15 protein-coding genes are annotated in these 16237 nt (G+C 68.0%); 9 read left to right on the top strand and 6 right to left on the bottom strand.

The features are described 5' to 3' along the window. Window positions 1–47 precede the first annotated feature (47 nt). A complete protein-coding gene (locus DK26_RS03610; RefSeq protein ID WP_066468356.1) occupies window positions 48–749 on the bottom strand; it encodes an HAD family hydrolase in 702 nt (233 codons plus the stop codon). Further along, on the bottom strand, window positions 746–1087 hold the full coding sequence (locus DK26_RS03605) for a helix-turn-helix domain-containing protein (RefSeq protein ID WP_066468354.1): 342 nt from the start codon (window positions 1085–1087) through the stop codon (window positions 746–748). The genes DK26_RS03610 and DK26_RS03605 overlap by 4 nt, the downstream gene beginning before the upstream one ends. 97 nt (window positions 1088–1184) lie before the next feature. Between DK26_RS03605 and DK26_RS03600 the strand changes: the two genes are divergently transcribed. Next, window positions 1185–2165, top strand: coding sequence for a quinone oxidoreductase (locus DK26_RS03600; RefSeq protein WP_066468352.1), 981 nt, complete (start codon window positions 1185–1187; stop codon window positions 2163–2165). A 76-nt stretch (window positions 2166–2241) separates the two neighbouring features. Here DK26_RS03600 and ppdK read toward each other — a convergent pair whose 3' ends face one another. Together ppdK and DK26_RS03590 are read right to left on the bottom strand one after the other, a co-directional pair. After that, window positions 2242–4926 (bottom strand): pyruvate, phosphate dikinase, encoded by a 2685-nt coding sequence (gene ppdK, locus DK26_RS03595; RefSeq protein ID WP_066468351.1) that lies wholly within the window; start codon window positions 4924–4926, stop codon window positions 2242–2244. Window positions 4927–5125: 199 nt separating this feature from the next. Beyond that, window positions 5126–5650 (bottom strand): YcgN family cysteine cluster protein, encoded by a 525-nt coding sequence (locus DK26_RS03590; protein WP_066468348.1) that lies wholly within the window; start codon window positions 5648–5650, stop codon window positions 5126–5128. 193 nt (window positions 5651–5843) lie between these two features. Here DK26_RS03590 and DK26_RS03585 point away from each other — a divergent pair, with 193 nt between their 5' ends. From DK26_RS03585 to DK26_RS03555, 7 genes are all read left to right on the top strand, one after another. Beyond that, complete coding sequence (locus DK26_RS03585; protein WP_066468346.1) at window positions 5844–6986, top strand: ABC transporter substrate-binding protein; 1143 nt, start codon at window positions 5844–5846, stop codon at window positions 6984–6986. 14 nt (window positions 6987–7000) lie between these two features. After that, on the top strand, window positions 7001–8071 hold the full coding sequence (locus DK26_RS03580; RefSeq protein ID WP_066468783.1) for an iron ABC transporter permease: 1071 nt from the start codon (window positions 7001–7003) through the stop codon (window positions 8069–8071). Then, window positions 8065–8856 (top strand): ABC transporter ATP-binding protein, encoded by a 792-nt coding sequence (locus tag DK26_RS03575; protein WP_066468344.1) that lies wholly within the window; start codon window positions 8065–8067, stop codon window positions 8854–8856. The genes DK26_RS03580 and DK26_RS03575 overlap by 7 nt, the downstream gene beginning before the upstream one ends. Before the next feature lie 46 nt (window positions 8857–8902). After that, window positions 8903–9685, top strand: coding sequence for a class I SAM-dependent methyltransferase (locus tag DK26_RS03570; protein ID WP_066468342.1), 783 nt, complete (start codon window positions 8903–8905; stop codon window positions 9683–9685). A gap of 208 nt (window positions 9686–9893) precedes the next feature. Then, complete coding sequence (locus DK26_RS03565) at window positions 9894–12116, top strand: PBP1A family penicillin-binding protein (protein ID WP_066468340.1); 2223 nt, start codon at window positions 9894–9896, stop codon at window positions 12114–12116. A 143-nt stretch (window positions 12117–12259) separates the two neighbouring features. Next, complete coding sequence (locus DK26_RS03560) at window positions 12260–12835, top strand: DUF1214 domain-containing protein (RefSeq protein ID WP_066468338.1); 576 nt, start codon at window positions 12260–12262, stop codon at window positions 12833–12835. Then, a complete protein-coding gene (locus tag DK26_RS03555; RefSeq protein ID WP_157089493.1) occupies window positions 12832–13479 on the top strand; it encodes a hypothetical protein in 648 nt (215 codons plus the stop codon). Before DK26_RS03560 ends, DK26_RS03555 begins: the two co-directional genes overlap by 4 nt. Before the next feature lie 60 nt (window positions 13480–13539). On the opposite strand, the gene DK26_RS03550 is transcribed toward DK26_RS03555, so the two are convergent. Beyond that, on the bottom strand, window positions 13540–14196 hold the full coding sequence (locus tag DK26_RS03550; protein WP_157089492.1) for a hypothetical protein: 657 nt from the start codon (window positions 14194–14196) through the stop codon (window positions 13540–13542). A gap of 560 nt (window positions 14197–14756) precedes the next feature. Between DK26_RS03550 and DK26_RS03545 the strand changes: the two genes are divergently transcribed. Beyond that, a complete protein-coding gene (locus DK26_RS03545) occupies window positions 14757–15881 on the top strand; it encodes a DUF2336 domain-containing protein (protein WP_066468335.1) in 1125 nt (374 codons plus the stop codon). Here the strand turns inward: DK26_RS03545 and DK26_RS03540 are convergent. Continuing rightward, the gene (locus DK26_RS03540) at window positions 15878–16210 is read right to left on the bottom strand and encodes a DUF1491 family protein (RefSeq protein WP_066468333.1); all 333 of its coding nucleotides are present in this window, start codon (window positions 16208–16210) and stop codon (window positions 15878–15880) included. The two genes, DK26_RS03545 and DK26_RS03540, sit on opposite strands and share 4 nt — an antisense overlap. Window positions 16211–16237: the final 27 nt, after the last annotated feature.

The following is a 16237-nucleotide window of genomic DNA, read 5'->3' as shown; positions in this document are numbered from 1 at the left end:
GGTCGATCCGGCCCTCCCCGACCCGTTGGAGGCACCTTATGCGAGGATCAGCCGATCTCGCGAACGAGGCCGACGAGCCCTCCGAGATCGCTGAGTTTCCGGAAGCGCACTTCGCCCGCGGGCTCCTCGGCATGCTCGAGCGCCCAGGTCAGGGCGTGCGGGACATGCGCAGCCCATGAGCCGGCAGCCAGCGCCGGCACGATGTCGGACTTCAGCGAGTTGCCGACCATCAGCGCCCGCTCGGACCCGGTGCCATGGCGGGCGAACAGCCGCTGATAGGTCGCAACCGTCTTGTCGCTGACGATCTCGACCGCGTCGAAGTAATCACCGAGACCGGACTGGGCGAGCTTGCGCTCCTGATCGAAGAGATCGCCCTTGGTGATCAGCACGAGACGATAATCGCCGGCGAGCGCCGCCAATGTCTCGGCAGCGTGCGGCAAGGTCTCGACCGGATGGGCCGCCATCTCGCGACCGGCGGCAAGGATTTCGCCGATCACGGCTGACGAAACCTGGCCCCGCGTGACGTCTATCGCCGTCTCGATCATCGAGAGGGTGAAGCCCTTGATGCCGAAGCCGTAGAAACCGAGATTGCGCTTCTCGGCCTCGAGCAGCCTGCCGGAGATCTCGGCTGCCGCGCCATGCTCGCCGAGCAGCGCGACGAAGCGGTCCTCGGTCAGCCGGAAGAACTGCTCGTTCTGCCAGAGCGTGTCGTCGGCATCGAAGCCGATGGTGGTGAGCGCCCTCGTCATGCCGCTCCTCCTTTCGCGGTGCCGATGTTCGCAGCCTCCGACAGCAGGAGATCGGCGAGACCGGGGAAGCGCGCCTGCAGATCAGACAGGCGCAACTGGTTGGTGCGGCTGTTGCCGAGATCGACTTGCCGGATCAGGCCGGCCTCCCTCAATACCCGAAAATGATGGGTGCGCGTCGCCTTGGTGACCGGGAGGTCGAACGCGCTGCAATGGCGGATCTCGTCAGGCGCCGCTGCGAGCGTCAGCACCACCTGCCGGCGCAACGGATCGGCCAGCGCCGCGAAAACCGCGCCGAGTTCGATTTCGTCGACGGCGGGATGGCCGTTTTCATCTGGCAACGTGTCAGCCCTTCAGGTTGGAGCAGCGAAAGGTACGACTTGTATCGTACCTTGTGATGTGCCCCATTGCGACGATCATCTCTGGAGCGGAAGCGACATGACGACAAGCCGCAGCGTTGTTCTCGAAACCTTCGGACCGCCGAGCGTCCTTTCCGTCACGCGACGCGAGCTTCCGGCGCCGGGACCGGGCGAGGTCACGCTGCGCCAGACGGCGATCGGCTTCAACTTCATCGACGTCTATCAGCGCAAGGGCGTCTATCCGCTGCCGCTGCCCACCGGGCTCGGCTTCGAGGCCGCGGGCGTGATCGAGGCGCTCGGCGCAGAGGTGAGTGGATGGACCATGGGCGAGCGGGTCGCCTACATGCATGCCGGTGTCGGCGCCTATGCCGACAGGCGTAACGTGCCGGCCGACAAGCTGGTCAAGCTCCCCGACAGTGTCTCTGACGAGGCCGCCGCGACGCTGCTCTTCAAGGGCATGACCGCGCAGTACCTGCTGCGCAAGACGCACCGCGTCGAGCCCGGAGACCTATTGCTCGTCCATTCGGCGGCCGGCGGCGTCGGCCAGATCCTGACGCGCTGGGCGACGGCGCTGGGCGCGACTGTCATCGGCACCACCGGCTCGCCGCAGAAGCGCGACGCCGCGTTGGCGGCAGGCTGCAAGGCGGTGATCGACCTCAACGACCCCGCCTGGCCCGACGCCTTCATCGAGGCTGCGGGCGGGCGCAAGGCACGGGTCGTCTACGACGCGATCGGCAAGGACACGCTGATCCAGTCGCTCGACTGCGCGGCGCCCTTCGGCCTCGTCGTCAGCTATGGGGCGGCCTCAGGCAAGGCGCCAGCGATCGAGCCGGAACTGCTGAACAAGAAGGGCTGCCTTTTCCTGACGCGCCCATCCGTCTTCCCGCACAATGCCGACCCGGCGACGTTTCGGGCCAATGCCGCCGACCTCTTCGATGCCGTGGCCAAGGGAGATGTCGCCGTGGAGATCGGCGCACGCTTTTCCCTCGACGACATCGCTGCGGTCCACGAGGCCGCGGAAGCGCGCCGGGTCAACGGCGCGATCCTGATCACGCCGTGAACCAGCGGCGACGCTTAGAGCCGGATCGATCAGCTTGCGGTGCAAGCTGATCGATCGGAACGGGCTCTAGCCTGCCTCAGGCGTCCTTGGCCTTGATCGCCCCAAGGGCCGCCTGCGCGGCGGCGAGACGGGCGATCGGCACGCGGAAGGGCGAGCAGGAAACGTAGTCGAGGCCGACGCTCTCGCAGAAGCCGATCGAGGCCGGGTCGCCGCCATGCTCGCCGCAGATGCCGAGCTTGATGTCGGGGCGCGACTTGCGGCCGCGCTCGACCGCGATCCTGACGAGCTCGCCGACGCCTTCCTGATCGATCGTCACGAAGGGATCGCTCGTCAGCAGGCCCCTCGCCGTATAGGAGCCGAGGAAGGACGAGGCATCGTCACGGCTTATGCCGAGCGCCGTCTGGGTCAGGTCGTTGGTGCCGAAGGAGAAGAACTCGGCGGTCCTTGCGATCTCCTCGGCGCGCAGCGCAGCGCGCGGCAGTTCGATCATGGTGCCGACCTGATAGCTCAGGCTCGCCCCAGTCTCGGTACGGACCGCGGCCGCCATCGCATCGATACCGGCCTTGACCAGATCGAACTCCGGCGAGCCGATCACCAGCGGCACCATCACCTCCGGGATCACCGGCTTGCCGGTCTCGCGCGCCGCGATCACCGCGGCCTCGAAGATGGCGCGCGCCTGCATCTCGGCGATCTCGGGATAGGCCACGGCGAGGCGGACGCCACGGAAGCCGAGCATCGGGTTGAACTCGTGGAGCTCGGCAGCGCGGCGCTTCAGCTTGTCTGACGTCGTGCCCATCGCTGCCGCGACCTCGGCGATCTCCTCGTCGCTATGCGGCAGGAATTCGTGCAGCGGCGGGTCGAGCAGGCGGATCGTCACCGGCAGGCCGTGCATGATGGTGAAGAGCTCGACAAAGTCCTGCCGCTGCATCGGCAGGAGCTTGGCGAGGGCCGTGCGTCGGCCGGCCTCCTCCTCGGCCAGGATCATCTCGCGCATGGCGAGGATGCGGCCGGCATCGAAGAACATGTGCTCGGTGCGGCAGAGGCCGATGCCCTCGGCGCCGAACTCGCGGGCGGTCCTGGCGTCGCGCGGGGTCTCGGCATTGGCGCGGACCTTCAGGCGCCGGACGTTGTCGGCCCAGCCCATCAGCGTCTTGAACTCCTCGGAGAACTCCGGCTGCTGCATCTTGACCTCGCCGAGCAGGACCTGGCCGGTCGAGCCATCGATGGTGACGAAATCGCCGGACTTCAGCGTGGTCGGGCCGACGCTCATCGTCGCCTTGGCGTAATCGACGCGGATCTGCCCGGCGCCGGAGACGCAGGGCTTGCCCATGCCGCGCGCCACGACGGCCGCATGCGAGGTCATGCCACCGCGCGTGGTCAGGATGCCCTCGGCGGCGTGCATGCCGTGAATGTCCTCAGGCGAGGTCTCGACCCGCACGAGGATGCATTTGCGCCCGGCCTTCTTCGCCGCCTCGGCGGCCTCGGAGGTGAAGACGATCTCGCCGGCGGCGGCGCCGGGCGAGGCCGGCAGGCCGGTGGTCAGGACGCGGCGCTCGGCCTTGGCGTCGATGGTCGGGTGCAGGAGCTGATCGAGCGCACCGGGCTCGATGCGGCCGACGGCCTCCTTCTCGGTGATCAGGCCTTCGCGGGCGAGATCGACCGCGATGCGCAGCGCCGCCTTGGCGGTGCGCTTGCCGGAGCGGGTCTGCAGCATCCAGAGCTTGCCCTCCTGGATGGTGAATTCCATGTCCTGCATGTCGCGGTAGTGCTTTTCGAGGATACCGTAGATGCGGCAGAGCTCGGCATAGGCCTCCGGCATCGCCTTCTCCATCGAAGGCTTGTCGGAGCCCGCGGCGATCTTGGCGGCCTCGGTGATGTCCTGCGGTGTGCGGATGCCGGCGACGACGTCCTCGCCCTGGGCGTTGATCAGGAACTCGCCGTAAAGCTCGTTCTCGCCGGTCGAGGGGTTGCGGGTGAAGGCGACGCCGGTCGCCGAGGTCTCGCCCATATTGCCGAAGACCATCGACTGGACGTTGACCGCGGTGCCCCAGGCGGCGGGGATGTCGTTGAGCTCGCGATACTTGATGGCGCGGTTGTTCATCCAGGAGGAGAACACGGCACCGACCGCGCCCCAGAGCTGCTTCTCGGGCTCCTGCGGGAACGCGCTGCCGAGCTCCTTCTGGACTATCGCCTTGTACTTGCCGACGAGGGTCTTCCAGTCATCGGCCGAGAGCTCGGTGTCGAGCTGGTAGCCCTTGCGCTCCTTGTAGTCCTCGAGCGCTTCCTCGAAATGGCCGTGATCGACGTCGAGCACGACGTTCGAATACATGGTGATGAAGCGGCGATAGCTATCCCAGGCGAAGCGGGCATCGCCCGAGGCCTGCGCCACCGCCTCGACCGTGACGTCGTTCAAGCCGAGATTGAGGACCGTATCCATCATGCCCGGCATCGAGGCGCGCGCGCCCGAGCGGACCGAGACGAGGAGCGGATTGGCGGGGTCACCGAAGGTCTTGCCGGTGAGCTTGCCCATGTCGGCGAGCGCCGCCCTGACCTGGCCATCGAGTGCAGCGGGGAAGCTCTTGCCGTTGTCGTAGTACCAGGTGCAGACCTCGGTGGTGATGGTAAAGCCGGGGGGGACCGGCAGGCCCAGATTGCTCATCTCGGCGAGGTTAGCCCCCTTGCCGCCGAGCAGGTTCTTCATGCCCGCCTCGCCCTCGGCCTTGCCGTCGCCGAAGGTGTAGACCCACTTCTCGCCTGCCATAAGCCCAGCCTCTTCCGAGTTTGTCGCCGCCATCAACGCCGGCGCGCCCGCATGGTTTCGAGTCCGCGGAGCCTGCCTGTGCAGCGCGCCCGCGCGGCGTGGTCATGCCCAAAAGCGGATGAACAATCAATGAGCGCAACCTGGGACCGACCCGCTTGCCGCCAATGCGGCTCGGGGATCTTCGAAGGGAACGCCGGACTCAGCCTCGACCTGCCTTCTTGGCGCGAGCCGCTCCGGGCTTCACGCGCGCCGCCGCCGGCCAGCGCAGCGGCCAGTTGACGAGGCGCTCGACGATCTCGTCCTCGCCGATCTCATCCTCGTTGGCATAGACGCGGCCCCGCACCGAGACGCCGGCCTCGACCACGGTCTGCGGATCGCCCGAAACCAGCGGATGCCACCAGGGCAGATCCTTGCCCTCCCCGACCAGGCGATAGGCACAGGTCGGCGGCAGCCAGGAGAGCGTGCGCACCGCGTCCGGGGTCAGCGTCACGCAATCCGGCACGGTCTGCGAACGATTCTCGTAGTCGCGGCAGCGACAGGTCCCGGCATCGAACAGGCGGCAGCCGACATCGGTCGCCAGGATGCGTCCGGTGTCCTCGTCCTCGAGCTTGACCAGGCAGCAGCGCCCGCAACCGTCGCAGAGCGATTCCCACTCCGCCTCGGTCATCTCCTCAAGGGATTTCGACCGCCAGAAGGGCGGGCTCTCGATCGGTGATGAAGCCATGGCCGCTTATGCCCCGTCACGCGCGCCGAGGAAAGCACCGCAAGCCCCGCGCGGCGCCTGATGGGCAGCGCTCAACCTAATCAATTTTGATTGATTCTAATCTTTATTTAGAATGATTAAAATCTATGATTATTGACCGAATACTGTTGCGCTCCTATTTGGACCGAAGAATTCCTCATTCAAGAGCGCTCCGATGCTGACGAAACGGACCTTCCTGCGCGCATTCGCCGCTGCCGGCGTCCTGGCGGCCACCATCCTGCCCGCCGCGGCCGAGAAGATCACGGTGACCGACATCATCGGCCGCAAGGTCGAGGTCGAGGCACCGGTGCGCAAGATCATCCTCGGCGAGGGCCGGCAGATGTATTTCGTCGCCGCGCTCGACAAGGACGAGCCGTTCAAGCGCGTCGTCGGCTGGCGCGACGATCTCGGCAAGGCCGACCCCGAGAACTACAAGGCCTATCTCGCGCGCTATCCGCAGATCGCGAAGCTGCCGACCTTCGGCGGCATGAAGGAAGGCGCCTTCGACATCGAGCAGGCGATCGCGCTGAAGCCGGACGTGCTCTTCCTCAACATCGAGGCCAAGGTCGCCAGCGACGAGGCCAAGCTCGTCGAGAAGCTGGCTTCCGTCGGCATCCCCGTCGTCTATGTCGACTTCCGCGAAAAGCCGTTCGAGCACACCGAGCCGTCGATGCGGCTGATCGGCAAGCTCTTCGGCAAGGAGCAGGTCGCCGAGGACTTCATCAAGTACCGCGCCGAACAGATCGCGCTGGTCACCGACCGCCTCGCCAAGGTCGGCGATCTCAAGCGCCCGCTCGTCATGGTCGAGCGCGCCGGCGGCTATTCCGACGATTGCTGCATGTCCTTCGGCAACGAGAATTTCGGCAAGATGGTCGAGTTCGCCGGCGGCCGTAACCTGGCGACACCGCTGATCCCCGGCACCTTCGGCACGATCAACCCGGAGCGCATCGTCGCCGACAATCCCGATATCGTGATCGTGACCGGCAGCAGCTGGGACGGCTACGTCCCAGGCGGCAACTGGGTCGGCCTCGGCGCCGGCGCCGACATGACGGAAGCCCGCCGCAAGCTGGCCAACCTGATGAAGCGCCCGGCCTTCACGCAGACGGCGGCGGTGAAGAACGGCCGCGTCCACGGCATCTGGCACCAGTTCTACAACAGCCCCTACCAGTTCGTGGCGATCCAGCAGATCGCCAAATGGCTGCATCCCGATCTGTTCAAGGACGTCGATCCCGACGCAACCATGAAGGTGCTGCACCAGCGCTTCCTGCCGTTGCCTTACGAGCCCGGCCTGTGGGTCTCGCTCGAGGCGGCCAAGTGAGCCTGGCGCCCGTCATGGTGGACAAGGCGGCGGCCGAACCGTCGCCAGCTCAAGGCCGCGAGGCCTATCGGGCGCTCGCCTTCCGCCGCAAGCTGCTGCTGGCCGGCTTTGCCGCCGCCCTGCTGCTCTGCTTCCTGGTCGACCTGATGCTCGGACCGGCCCGCTACAGCATGGGCCAGGTCGTCGACGCCCTGCTCTCGCCGTCGACAGCACCGGCCGCAGTTCGCGTGGTGATCTGGGACATCCGCCTGCCGGTGGCACTGATGGCCGTGGTCACGGGCGCGGCGCTCGCCATTGCCGGCGCGCAGATGCAGACCGTGCTCAACAACCCGTTGGCGAGCCCGTTCACGCTCGGCATCTCCGGGGCGGCGAGCTTCGGCGCGGCGCTTGCGCTGGTCTTCGGCGTCTCGATCGTGCCGTTCGCCATCGACTATGTCGTGCCGCTCAACGCCTTCATCATGGCGATGGGCGCCTCGCTGCTGATCCACATGCTGAGCCAACGCCGCGACGTCACCACCGAAACCGTGGTGCTGCTCGGCATCGCGCTGGTCTTCACCTTCAACGCCCTGTTGGCACTGCTGCAGTTCTTCGCCTCCGAGCAGGCGCTGGGCGCGGTGGTGTTCTGGATGATGGGCTCGCTGACCAAGGCGAGCTGGCACAAGCTCGCCATCACCTCTGCGGTGCTCCTGTTCTGCCTGCCGCTCTTCGCCCGCCGCGCCTGGGCGCTGACGACGCTGCGGCTCGGCGACGAGAAGGCGGCGAGCTTCGGCATCGACGTCAAGCGGCTGCGGCTGGAGACGATGCTGCTCGTCGCCCTGCTCGCCTCGGTCCCGGTCGCTTTCGTCGGCACGATCGGCTTCATCGGCCTCGTCGGCCCGCATATCGCGCGGATGCTGATCGGCGAGGACCAGCGCTTCTTCCTGCCGGCCTCGGCACTGGCGGGAGCCGCGCTGCTCTCGGCCTCCTCGGTGGTCAGCAAATCGCTGATCCCCGGGCTGATCTTCCCGATCAGCGTCGTCACCGCCCTGGTCGGCGTGCCGTTCTTCTTCAGCCTGATCCTGACCAGCCGGAGGCGTTCATGGTGAAGCGCCTCGCCCTCAGCGAAGTCGGCGTCGCCTATGGCAAGCGCCAGATCCTCACCGGCATCAGCACGCCCGACATGCTCGGCGGCGAGGTCGTCGCGGTAATCGGCCCGAACGCCGCCGGCAAGTCGAGCCTGTTCCGCCGCATCGCCGGCATGGCCACGGGCGCCGGCGCGGTCGAGATCGTCAGCAGCGCCGGCAAGGCGCCGTGCTACCTGCCGCAGGACACAGCCGTGAACGCGGTGCTGACCGTCTATGAATCGGTCCTGCTCGCCCGTAAGCAGGGCGGCTCCTGGGGCGTCGGCGACGAGGAGCTCGCCGCGATCGACCAGGCGCTTCACGATCTCGACATCGCCGAGCTCGCCTTTCGCGGCCTCGGCGAGCTCTCCGGCGGCCAGCGCCAGCTCGTCTCGATCGCCCAGACGCTGGTGCGCCAGCCCGAGATCATGCTGCTCGACGAGCCGACCAGCGCGCTCGACCTGCACCGCCAGTTCGAGGTGCTGAGCCTCGTCGCCCGCCTCGCCCGCGAGAAGAAGATCTGCGTTCTGATCGCGATCCACGATCTCAACCAGGCCCTGCGCATCGCCGACAAGGTGATGGTGCTGGCGAAAGGGCGTCTCGTCGCGCTCGGCCCGCCGCGCGAAATCATCACCCCGGCGCTGCTCGAAGAGGTCTATGGTGTCGTCGCCCGGGTCGAGACCGGCGATGGCGAGGCCCCCTTCGTCGTGGTCCAGGGCTCGGCGCGCAAGTCCAGCCAACGTGGCAGGCCGGAGCTTGCCGCCCTCTGAGGTCCGTGCTTTCAGGTCCGCCAACCGTTCCAAGCGACGCAAGCCGATGCCAGACAGCAACGCACACAGCCCCGGCGCGAACTACTCGCTGAAGGAGGAGATCCGCGCCTATTGGTCGAGCCGCGCCGCGAGCTTCGACCAGCAGGTCGGCCATGCGATCAAGTCGGACGCCGAACTCGCCGCCTTCCAGAGCCTGCTGCGCCAATCCTTCGGGACGCCTCCGCTCGAGGTGCTCGACCTTGCCTGCGGCACCGGCGAGATCACCCGCGCTTTGCTCTCGCTCGGCCACAAGGTGACGGCGATCGACTTTTCCGAGGACATGCTCGCCCGTGCCCGCGCCAAGCATGGCGACAAGGCGAGGATTCTGGCGGGCGATGCCGAGCGCCTGCTCGACGATGACGAGAGCTACGACGCCTTGGTGACGCGGCATCTGGTCTGGACCCTGACCGATCCTGAAGCCGCCTTCGCCGAATGGTTCCGCGTGCTGAAGCCCGGCGGCAAGCTCCTGGTGATCGACGGCGACTGGATCAACCGCTCCTGGCTTCAGAACCTGATCAACCGCAGCGCGACCTGGTTGCGCGAGCGCAGCGGTGGCACTGTCCATACCAGCGACCGGGAGACGTTCGACTCGATCACCCAGCGCTTCTTCTTCCGCGACGGGCTGAGCTATGAACGCCTCGGCGCGATGCTGCGCGAGGCCGGCTTCGCCCGGATCGAGCCAGCGGATTACCGGCAGGTGGTGCGGGCGCAGCAGCGCAGCGCCGCTCTGCACGATGCTCTGCGGCTGGTGTCCTCCACCCGTTTCGCGCTGGTCGCGACGAAGGCCTGAAGCGCCAGAAATGGCACGATGCGTGGGTCATTTCCGTACCGAAACGAGACGGGCGTGCTGGCCTGAAACCTGCTGGTGACCACAGGCCGCGCAAGCCCCTTCCGTCAGAGGCCGGCAAGGCTTATCTCGGTAGGCTGGGCCGGACATCTGCCTCCGGTCCAGGGACGCGGCGGGCCTGACCCGCGGCATTCTGAAGGTGGCCCGGTCCGTGATCGAGTTCAGGAAGGCGCGCTGGACGACCCGCCTGAAGCGCTCGGCGCTCGCCGCAGACTCATGGCTCGACGATTCGCTCTATGCCGCCGGCCGGCGCGCCGGAGAGATCTACGAGCGCATCCGCAGCGCGACCGACCGCCTCACCGTCCGCGGGCCGAAGCGCCTCGCCACCGAACTCGTCAGCGAAGGCCTGAATGTCGGCATTGCCGGCTCGATCGTCATGCTGCTGCTGGCGATCCCGGCCTTTCGCGAAGGCCGCGAGGATGCGCTGAAGAACCAGGTCTTCGCCGTCACCTTCCTCGACCGCTACGGCTCGGAGATCGGCCATCGCGGCGCGAGGCATGACGATTCGCTGAAGCTCGAGGAGCTCCCGGACCATCTGATCAAGGCGGTGCTCGCCACCGAGGACCGGCGCTTCTACGACCATTTCGGCATCGACATCTTCGGCACCTTCCGGGCACTGACCGTCAATGCGCGGGCTTCCGGCGTCGTGCAGGGTGGCTCGTCGATCACCCAGCAGCTCGCCAAGAACCTCTTCCTCAGCAATGAGCGCTCGCTCGACCGCAAGATCAAGGAAGCCTTCCTCTCGATCTGGCTCGAATACCGGCTGACCAAGAACGAGATCCTGAAGCTCTATCTCGACCGCGCCTATATGGGCGGCGGCACCTTCGGCGTCGCGGCGGCGGCGGACTACTATTTCGGCAAGTCGGCCAAGGACGTCACGATCGCCGAGGCCGCCATGCTCGCCGGCCTGTTCAAGGCGCCGACCAAGTTCGCCCCGCATGTCAACCTGCCGGCGGCGCGCGCCCGCGCCAATGACGTGCTCGGCGCCATGGTCGATGCCGGATTCATGACGGCCGGGCAGATAGATTCCGCCCGCCGCAACCCGGCCAAGCCGATCGACCGGCGCCGCGATTCAAGCCCGGACTACTATCTCGACTGGGCCTTCGACGAGGTCCGCAAGCTCGCCGAGGACGGCAAGATCGGTCCCGAGCGCGTGCTGACCGTGAAGACGCCGCACGATCCGGCGATCCAGAAGCGCGCCGACGAGGCGGTGGAGAGCATCCTGCGCCAGCACGGACAGGCCTACCGCGCCCGTCAGGCTGCGACGGTGATCATGGACCCGGACGGTGCCGTGCGCGCCATCGTCGGCGGGCGCGACTATGGCGCGAGCCAGTTCAACCGCGCGACCTCGAGCCTGCGCCAGCCCGGTTCCTCGTTCAAACCCTATGTCTACGCCGCGGCGATGAGCGCCGGACTCTACAAGCCGACGACGATCGTCACCGACCGGCCGGTCTGCATCGGCAACTGGTGCCCGAACAATTACGGGCGCTCCTATTCCGGCTCGATGCCGCTCACCGTGGCGCTCGCCAAGTCGATCAATACGATCCCCGTGCAGATGTCGATCGCCATCGGCAAGGCGACCGGCGAGACGCACGAGGCCCGCGCGGCCCGCATCGGCCGCAACAAGATCGTCGAGACCTGCCGGGCCATGGGGCTGACCACGCCGCTCACCGACACGGTGTCGCTGCCGATCGGCGCCGCCGAGGTCACCGTGATCGACCAGGCGGCCGCCTTCTCGGTCTTCGCCAATGGCGGCAAGCGGGCCAAACCCTATGCCGCCTTCGAGATCCGCAACTCGCTCGGCGACGAGATCTACCGGCACGACCGCGACGAGCCTGCCCCGGCCCAAGTGCTGAGCACCCAGGTGGCGCAGGAAATGAACCAGATGCTGTCGACCGTGCCGACGGCCGGCACCGGCCGCCGGGCGGCGCTCGACGGCGTGATCAGCGCCGGCAAGACCGGCACGACCAATGGCTACAAGGACGCCTGGTATGTCGGCTACACCGGCAATCTCGTCGGCGCGGTCTGGTTCGGCAACGACGATTCCTCCGAGACCAACAACATGACCGGCGGCTCGCTGCCGGCGATGGTCTGGAAGGAGATCATGGCGTTCGCCCATCAGGGCATCGAGATCAAGCCGATTCCGGGCGTCGCGCCGCAGGGCGCCGACAAGGCGACCGTGGCGAAGAACACCGGCCCGGCGCAGCCGAGCGCCGGCGCCAATGCCGGGCACATGCCGCGCCGTTCCTTCGAGGTGCTGTCGTCGATGGGCGCTATGTTCAAGGCGGTCGAGGCGCCGCGGGCAGCCCGGACCTCGATCCAGGCCGGCATCGGCGAACTGCCAGCCGGGCCGAGCCTGACACGCTTCCGCTGAGCCGTGACGGCCGCCCTCGGCAGATTGCGCTTCTTCTGCGCCGACCGGCGCTCTCGAGCATTTCCGCGATTCAACGAAGCGCGGAAGTGCTCTAGACTCGGCGCATCGCCCCGGACCGTCGAAGGGAGCCAGTCCCCCGCATCATGCGCGTTGTCGAACTTGCCTATGTGATCGCGCTCGGCGCCGGGCTGGGGCTGGCTTCGGCGCATTACGCCGTGGCCGAGCGACCCGTCGTCGGTCGGGCGCAGATCGGCGCCTGGACGACCTGGCCGAAGAGCGGCGCGCGCGACACCGATCCTTATATGCGGGCCTATCTGGCGCGCGGCGTCCATCTGCCGCTCGGCGCCGGCGAAGGTCTGCTGCTCATCGCCGAGCGCGACGATGCCGGGCAGCCGCTCGACGGCCGCTGCCGCTATACCGTCACGGGTCTCACTCCCCCTGCCCGCGGCTGGTCGCTCGCCGTCGCCGACCCGGCGCGCCGCCCACTCCAGCTCGCGGTCGCCCGCGAAAGCTTCAGCGATGCCGAGCTGGTTCGCGACGAGCGCGGCGGCCTGAAGATCATCGCCGCAGCGACGCCCGAAGCCGGCAACTGGCTGCCGCTGCCGCCTTCCGGGCGCTTCCAGTTCAGGTTGCGGCTCTACGACACGCCAATCTCCAGCCATGCCGGCGAGCTACGGCCCGAAGCCCTGCCCCGAATCAGCCGGGTGGATTGCCGATGAGCACGCTCGACGATCCTCGGGAACTGCACGCCGCGCCTGCCACCAAGCCGCCGAGGACATCGGTCGCCGGCTGGCCGGGTCTGCTCGGCCGCGGCCTGCGTCGCCTCGTCCTGCTGACCCTGATGGGACTGGTCCTCGCCGGCATCGTCCATATTCTCGCGGTGCTGCTGATCCCGGTTCTGGCCGAACGCGATGCCGCCTCCGCCTATGCCGCGCTCGGCGATGGCGGGCATGCCGAGCTGGTCACGCCGCCTGCCGCAGGGCTGCCTGCGCTGGCGGAGCCCGATCCGAACAGCGTCAGCGCTGTCTGCGGCTACGATCTCGGTACCGGACCCGTGCGCGTCTCCGCCCAGACTGGCGCGTTGCCGCTCGGCCTGACGCTGCATCGCCATGGTGGCGGCGTCGCCTATGCGATCACCGACCGGGCGGCGATCCGCGGCGTGCTCGAATTCGTGGTGATGACGCAGGAGCAGCTCGACGAGCGGCTGGCGCAGGACGAGGAAGGCGAGACCTCGCGCGAACTGCGCGTCGTCTCGCCTTCGCCGCAGGGGCTGATCGTGGCGCGTGTCATGCTCCGGCACACCGTCGATCGCGGCGAAGCGGAAGCGCTGGCGACCAGCGTCGCCTGCACCAGCGCAGACTAGCCCGTTGTTCCATCGCCGTTTTCTCGGGCGAACCGGTATCCGCTTCGCCCGAAGATGCTCCTAGCCCTTGTAGACGACCGGCCGATCGGCAGCCGGCACGCCCTCGCCACCGAACACGCCGATCAGCGGCAGCTTGCAGACCAGGTTGATCTCGGCCTCCAGCCCCATGATCGCCCGTTCCGCCCTGACCGCCTCGCCCGACGGCATCTCGACCACGAGATTGTCGAGGGCGTAGCGATAGCTCGCCAGGCGAAAACGCAGGCGCTCGCAGACCCAGAGGACGAGCCCCTCGTTCTCCATGACGCGCGCCTGTGCGGGATCGCGGCTTTCCGCCGGCACACGAGTCGAGGCGTCGAGCGTGCGCAGCCGGACACGGTCGGCATTGACGACCCGGATCGCATTGGCGCGGAACGGCGCAAGCAACGCCCGATCGGCATTCGCATCCTCTGCGAGGCGGTTGTAGCGCGAGGCCTGCGAGGCGAACGAACCGGACACCAGCGCCCGCTGATAGTCGGAGATGCTGCTCGACTGCAGCGCGGCCGGCAGCATGCGGGTGTGAGCGAGGCTCGAGAGCGCGATCTCGAAACTGCTGCGCTCGTGCGCCGGCATCACCAGGCGCCAGGCGCGCGCCCGCAATTGCTGTTCGTCATCGGTCAGATGGAAATGCGAAGAGGCCTCGCCGCGCAGGCGCGCGGCCCATTCGCCCATCGAGGGCACGATCTGATCGTTGAAGATGCTGGGGCGGGGTCGGCCAAGATCACCGGTCGTGCAACCGGCGAGAAGGAGGCTGGACAGAAGCGCCGAAAAGGCCCGGCGCCTCACCCCGGCCGCCTGCGCCGAGCATCTCGGCCGGAGCCTCCGGCCGGCCGAGGCCGGCGCTGCGGCTTGGCCGCGGGCGGCTCTGGCTGACGCTCATAGCGGACCCCGGTGAAGAACAGGATCTGCGCCGGCGCTGCGTCGGCCGCGGCGGTTGCGGTTCTGGCTAAGCGCCTGCGCGGCGCGAAAGGAATGACGTCGGCCATGATGCGCCTCCCTTGTTGGCGCCTGCGGGAAAATCGCGAACTTCGTCCGTCTCTCGCCTGGGAGCGTGAAGCGGGATTCATGCCAAACCGGCACCCGCCACGCGCAGCCTGTCTTCAGGGCGCACCGGGTCAGGCAATCTGCGCGACGTCGGCACGCCATCCTCTCCGACATCAGGCACTGTCATGGTTAACGCAGTGCTAACGCATCGGGGATATTTTTGCGGGAATCGAACTAATTTGCCCGCGAGCCCGCCAATGCCTTCTCGAATCGCCGCCGATCTCGCGCAGCTTGCCCGCCTCGCCAGCGATGGCGGGCTGGATCTGCGCCAGGTCGCCCTGCGGGTGAAGGCCGATCTCCTGCTCTCGACCACCAATCCGTCGCCGGAGGACATGGAGGCCTTCCGGGAGATGGCAGCCGCCCTGATCCCGATCGTCGACGAGCAGACCGCCCTAATCCTCGCCCGCAAGCTCGCCGGCTGGCGCCACACGCCGCCGGAGATCCTGGCCACCTTGCAGGCCCGCGGCGGCGAGGTGCTGGCGGCATTGATCAGGCGAGGCATGCCGCTCTCTCCTGCCGAGGTCGAAGACATCGCTGCCGAGGGAGATCCTGCCGCGCAGCTCGCTTTGGCGGGGCGGCCAGATCTCACCGCCGCGGCGAGCACGCTGCTCGCCGGCCAGGTGGATTCCGCCATCGCCCTGGTGCTTGCCGGCAATGCGGCCGCTGTGCTGCCGCGCGCGGCGCTCGACCTGCTGGTGGCGCGGGCCGGCGCGCTGCCTGCACTCGGCCTGCACCTCCTCGCCCGCGACGACCTGCCGGTCGCGGAGCTTTCGCCGCTGTTCCTTCAGGCGAGCCTCGACAAGCGGCTGGCCATGATCGAGGCAGCGACCGCGCATGAGGCGCTCGCCCCCTCGCCGCGGCGCCCCTCGATCAGCCAGGAGCAGTTTTCCGGGCTTGTCGCGACCGCGCTCGTCGATCGCCAAGGAGCCTTCGAAGCGTTGGCCGACCTGTTCGGCGCCGGGCCCGGATTCGCCCACGCCATCGCCGACGATCATTCGCGACAGCTCGCAGCCCTGACACTGGTCGGCTGCGGCGCCAGCCCCGAGGAGGCGACACGCTTCCTGATCGGCCTCGGCGACGACACCGCCATGTCGGTCCAGCGCATCTTCGCCCTCGCCGATCTGATGCGCCTGCTGACACCGGCGACGGCGCGGCGGCTCGCCCTGCAGATCGGCCGGCTCTCGGAGCATGGCGGCGCCCGCCCGGCGCTGCAGCCGGCGATGGACCCGAGCGGCACCCCGGTCAGGGCCGGTGCGGAACGGCCGGCAGTGCGCGGCAATGTGCAGGAGGTGCTGCGCCGCCTTGGCGGCAAGACGGGTTAGTCGACCAGCTGCAGCCGCGGGTCGCCGGCGCGGTTCTCGATCTCGACGAGCCAGAGATCGCCGTCGAAGCGGACCTCCCGGGCGACGCGGTCCTCCACGGTCAGTGGATCGGCCTCGAGCAGACGCTGGAAGCGGCGCCCGCCATCGTCATCAGCGAGAGCCTGCGGCGCCGGGCCATAGAGCACGGCAGTGCCGTCGAGCCGGTCGAGCTTGACGAAGATCGCACCGGCCTCGCTGGCGCCGCGCCGGCGCAGCACGGCGACGAGGCCATCATGGGCCGCCTGCCTGAGATAGGCAGACACCCAGAAATCGCTGGTCAGGCGGGCCAACGGCTCTGCTCCGCGCCGTGTCTCGAT

The sequence above is a fragment of the Allobosea sp. WAO genome (assembly GCF_001509835.1).
GTDB lineage: Bacteria > Pseudomonadota > Alphaproteobacteria > Rhizobiales > Beijerinckiaceae > Allobosea.
Note: the sequence above shows the minus strand (reverse complement) of the source record. Positions and strands in the feature narration are given on the sequence as shown.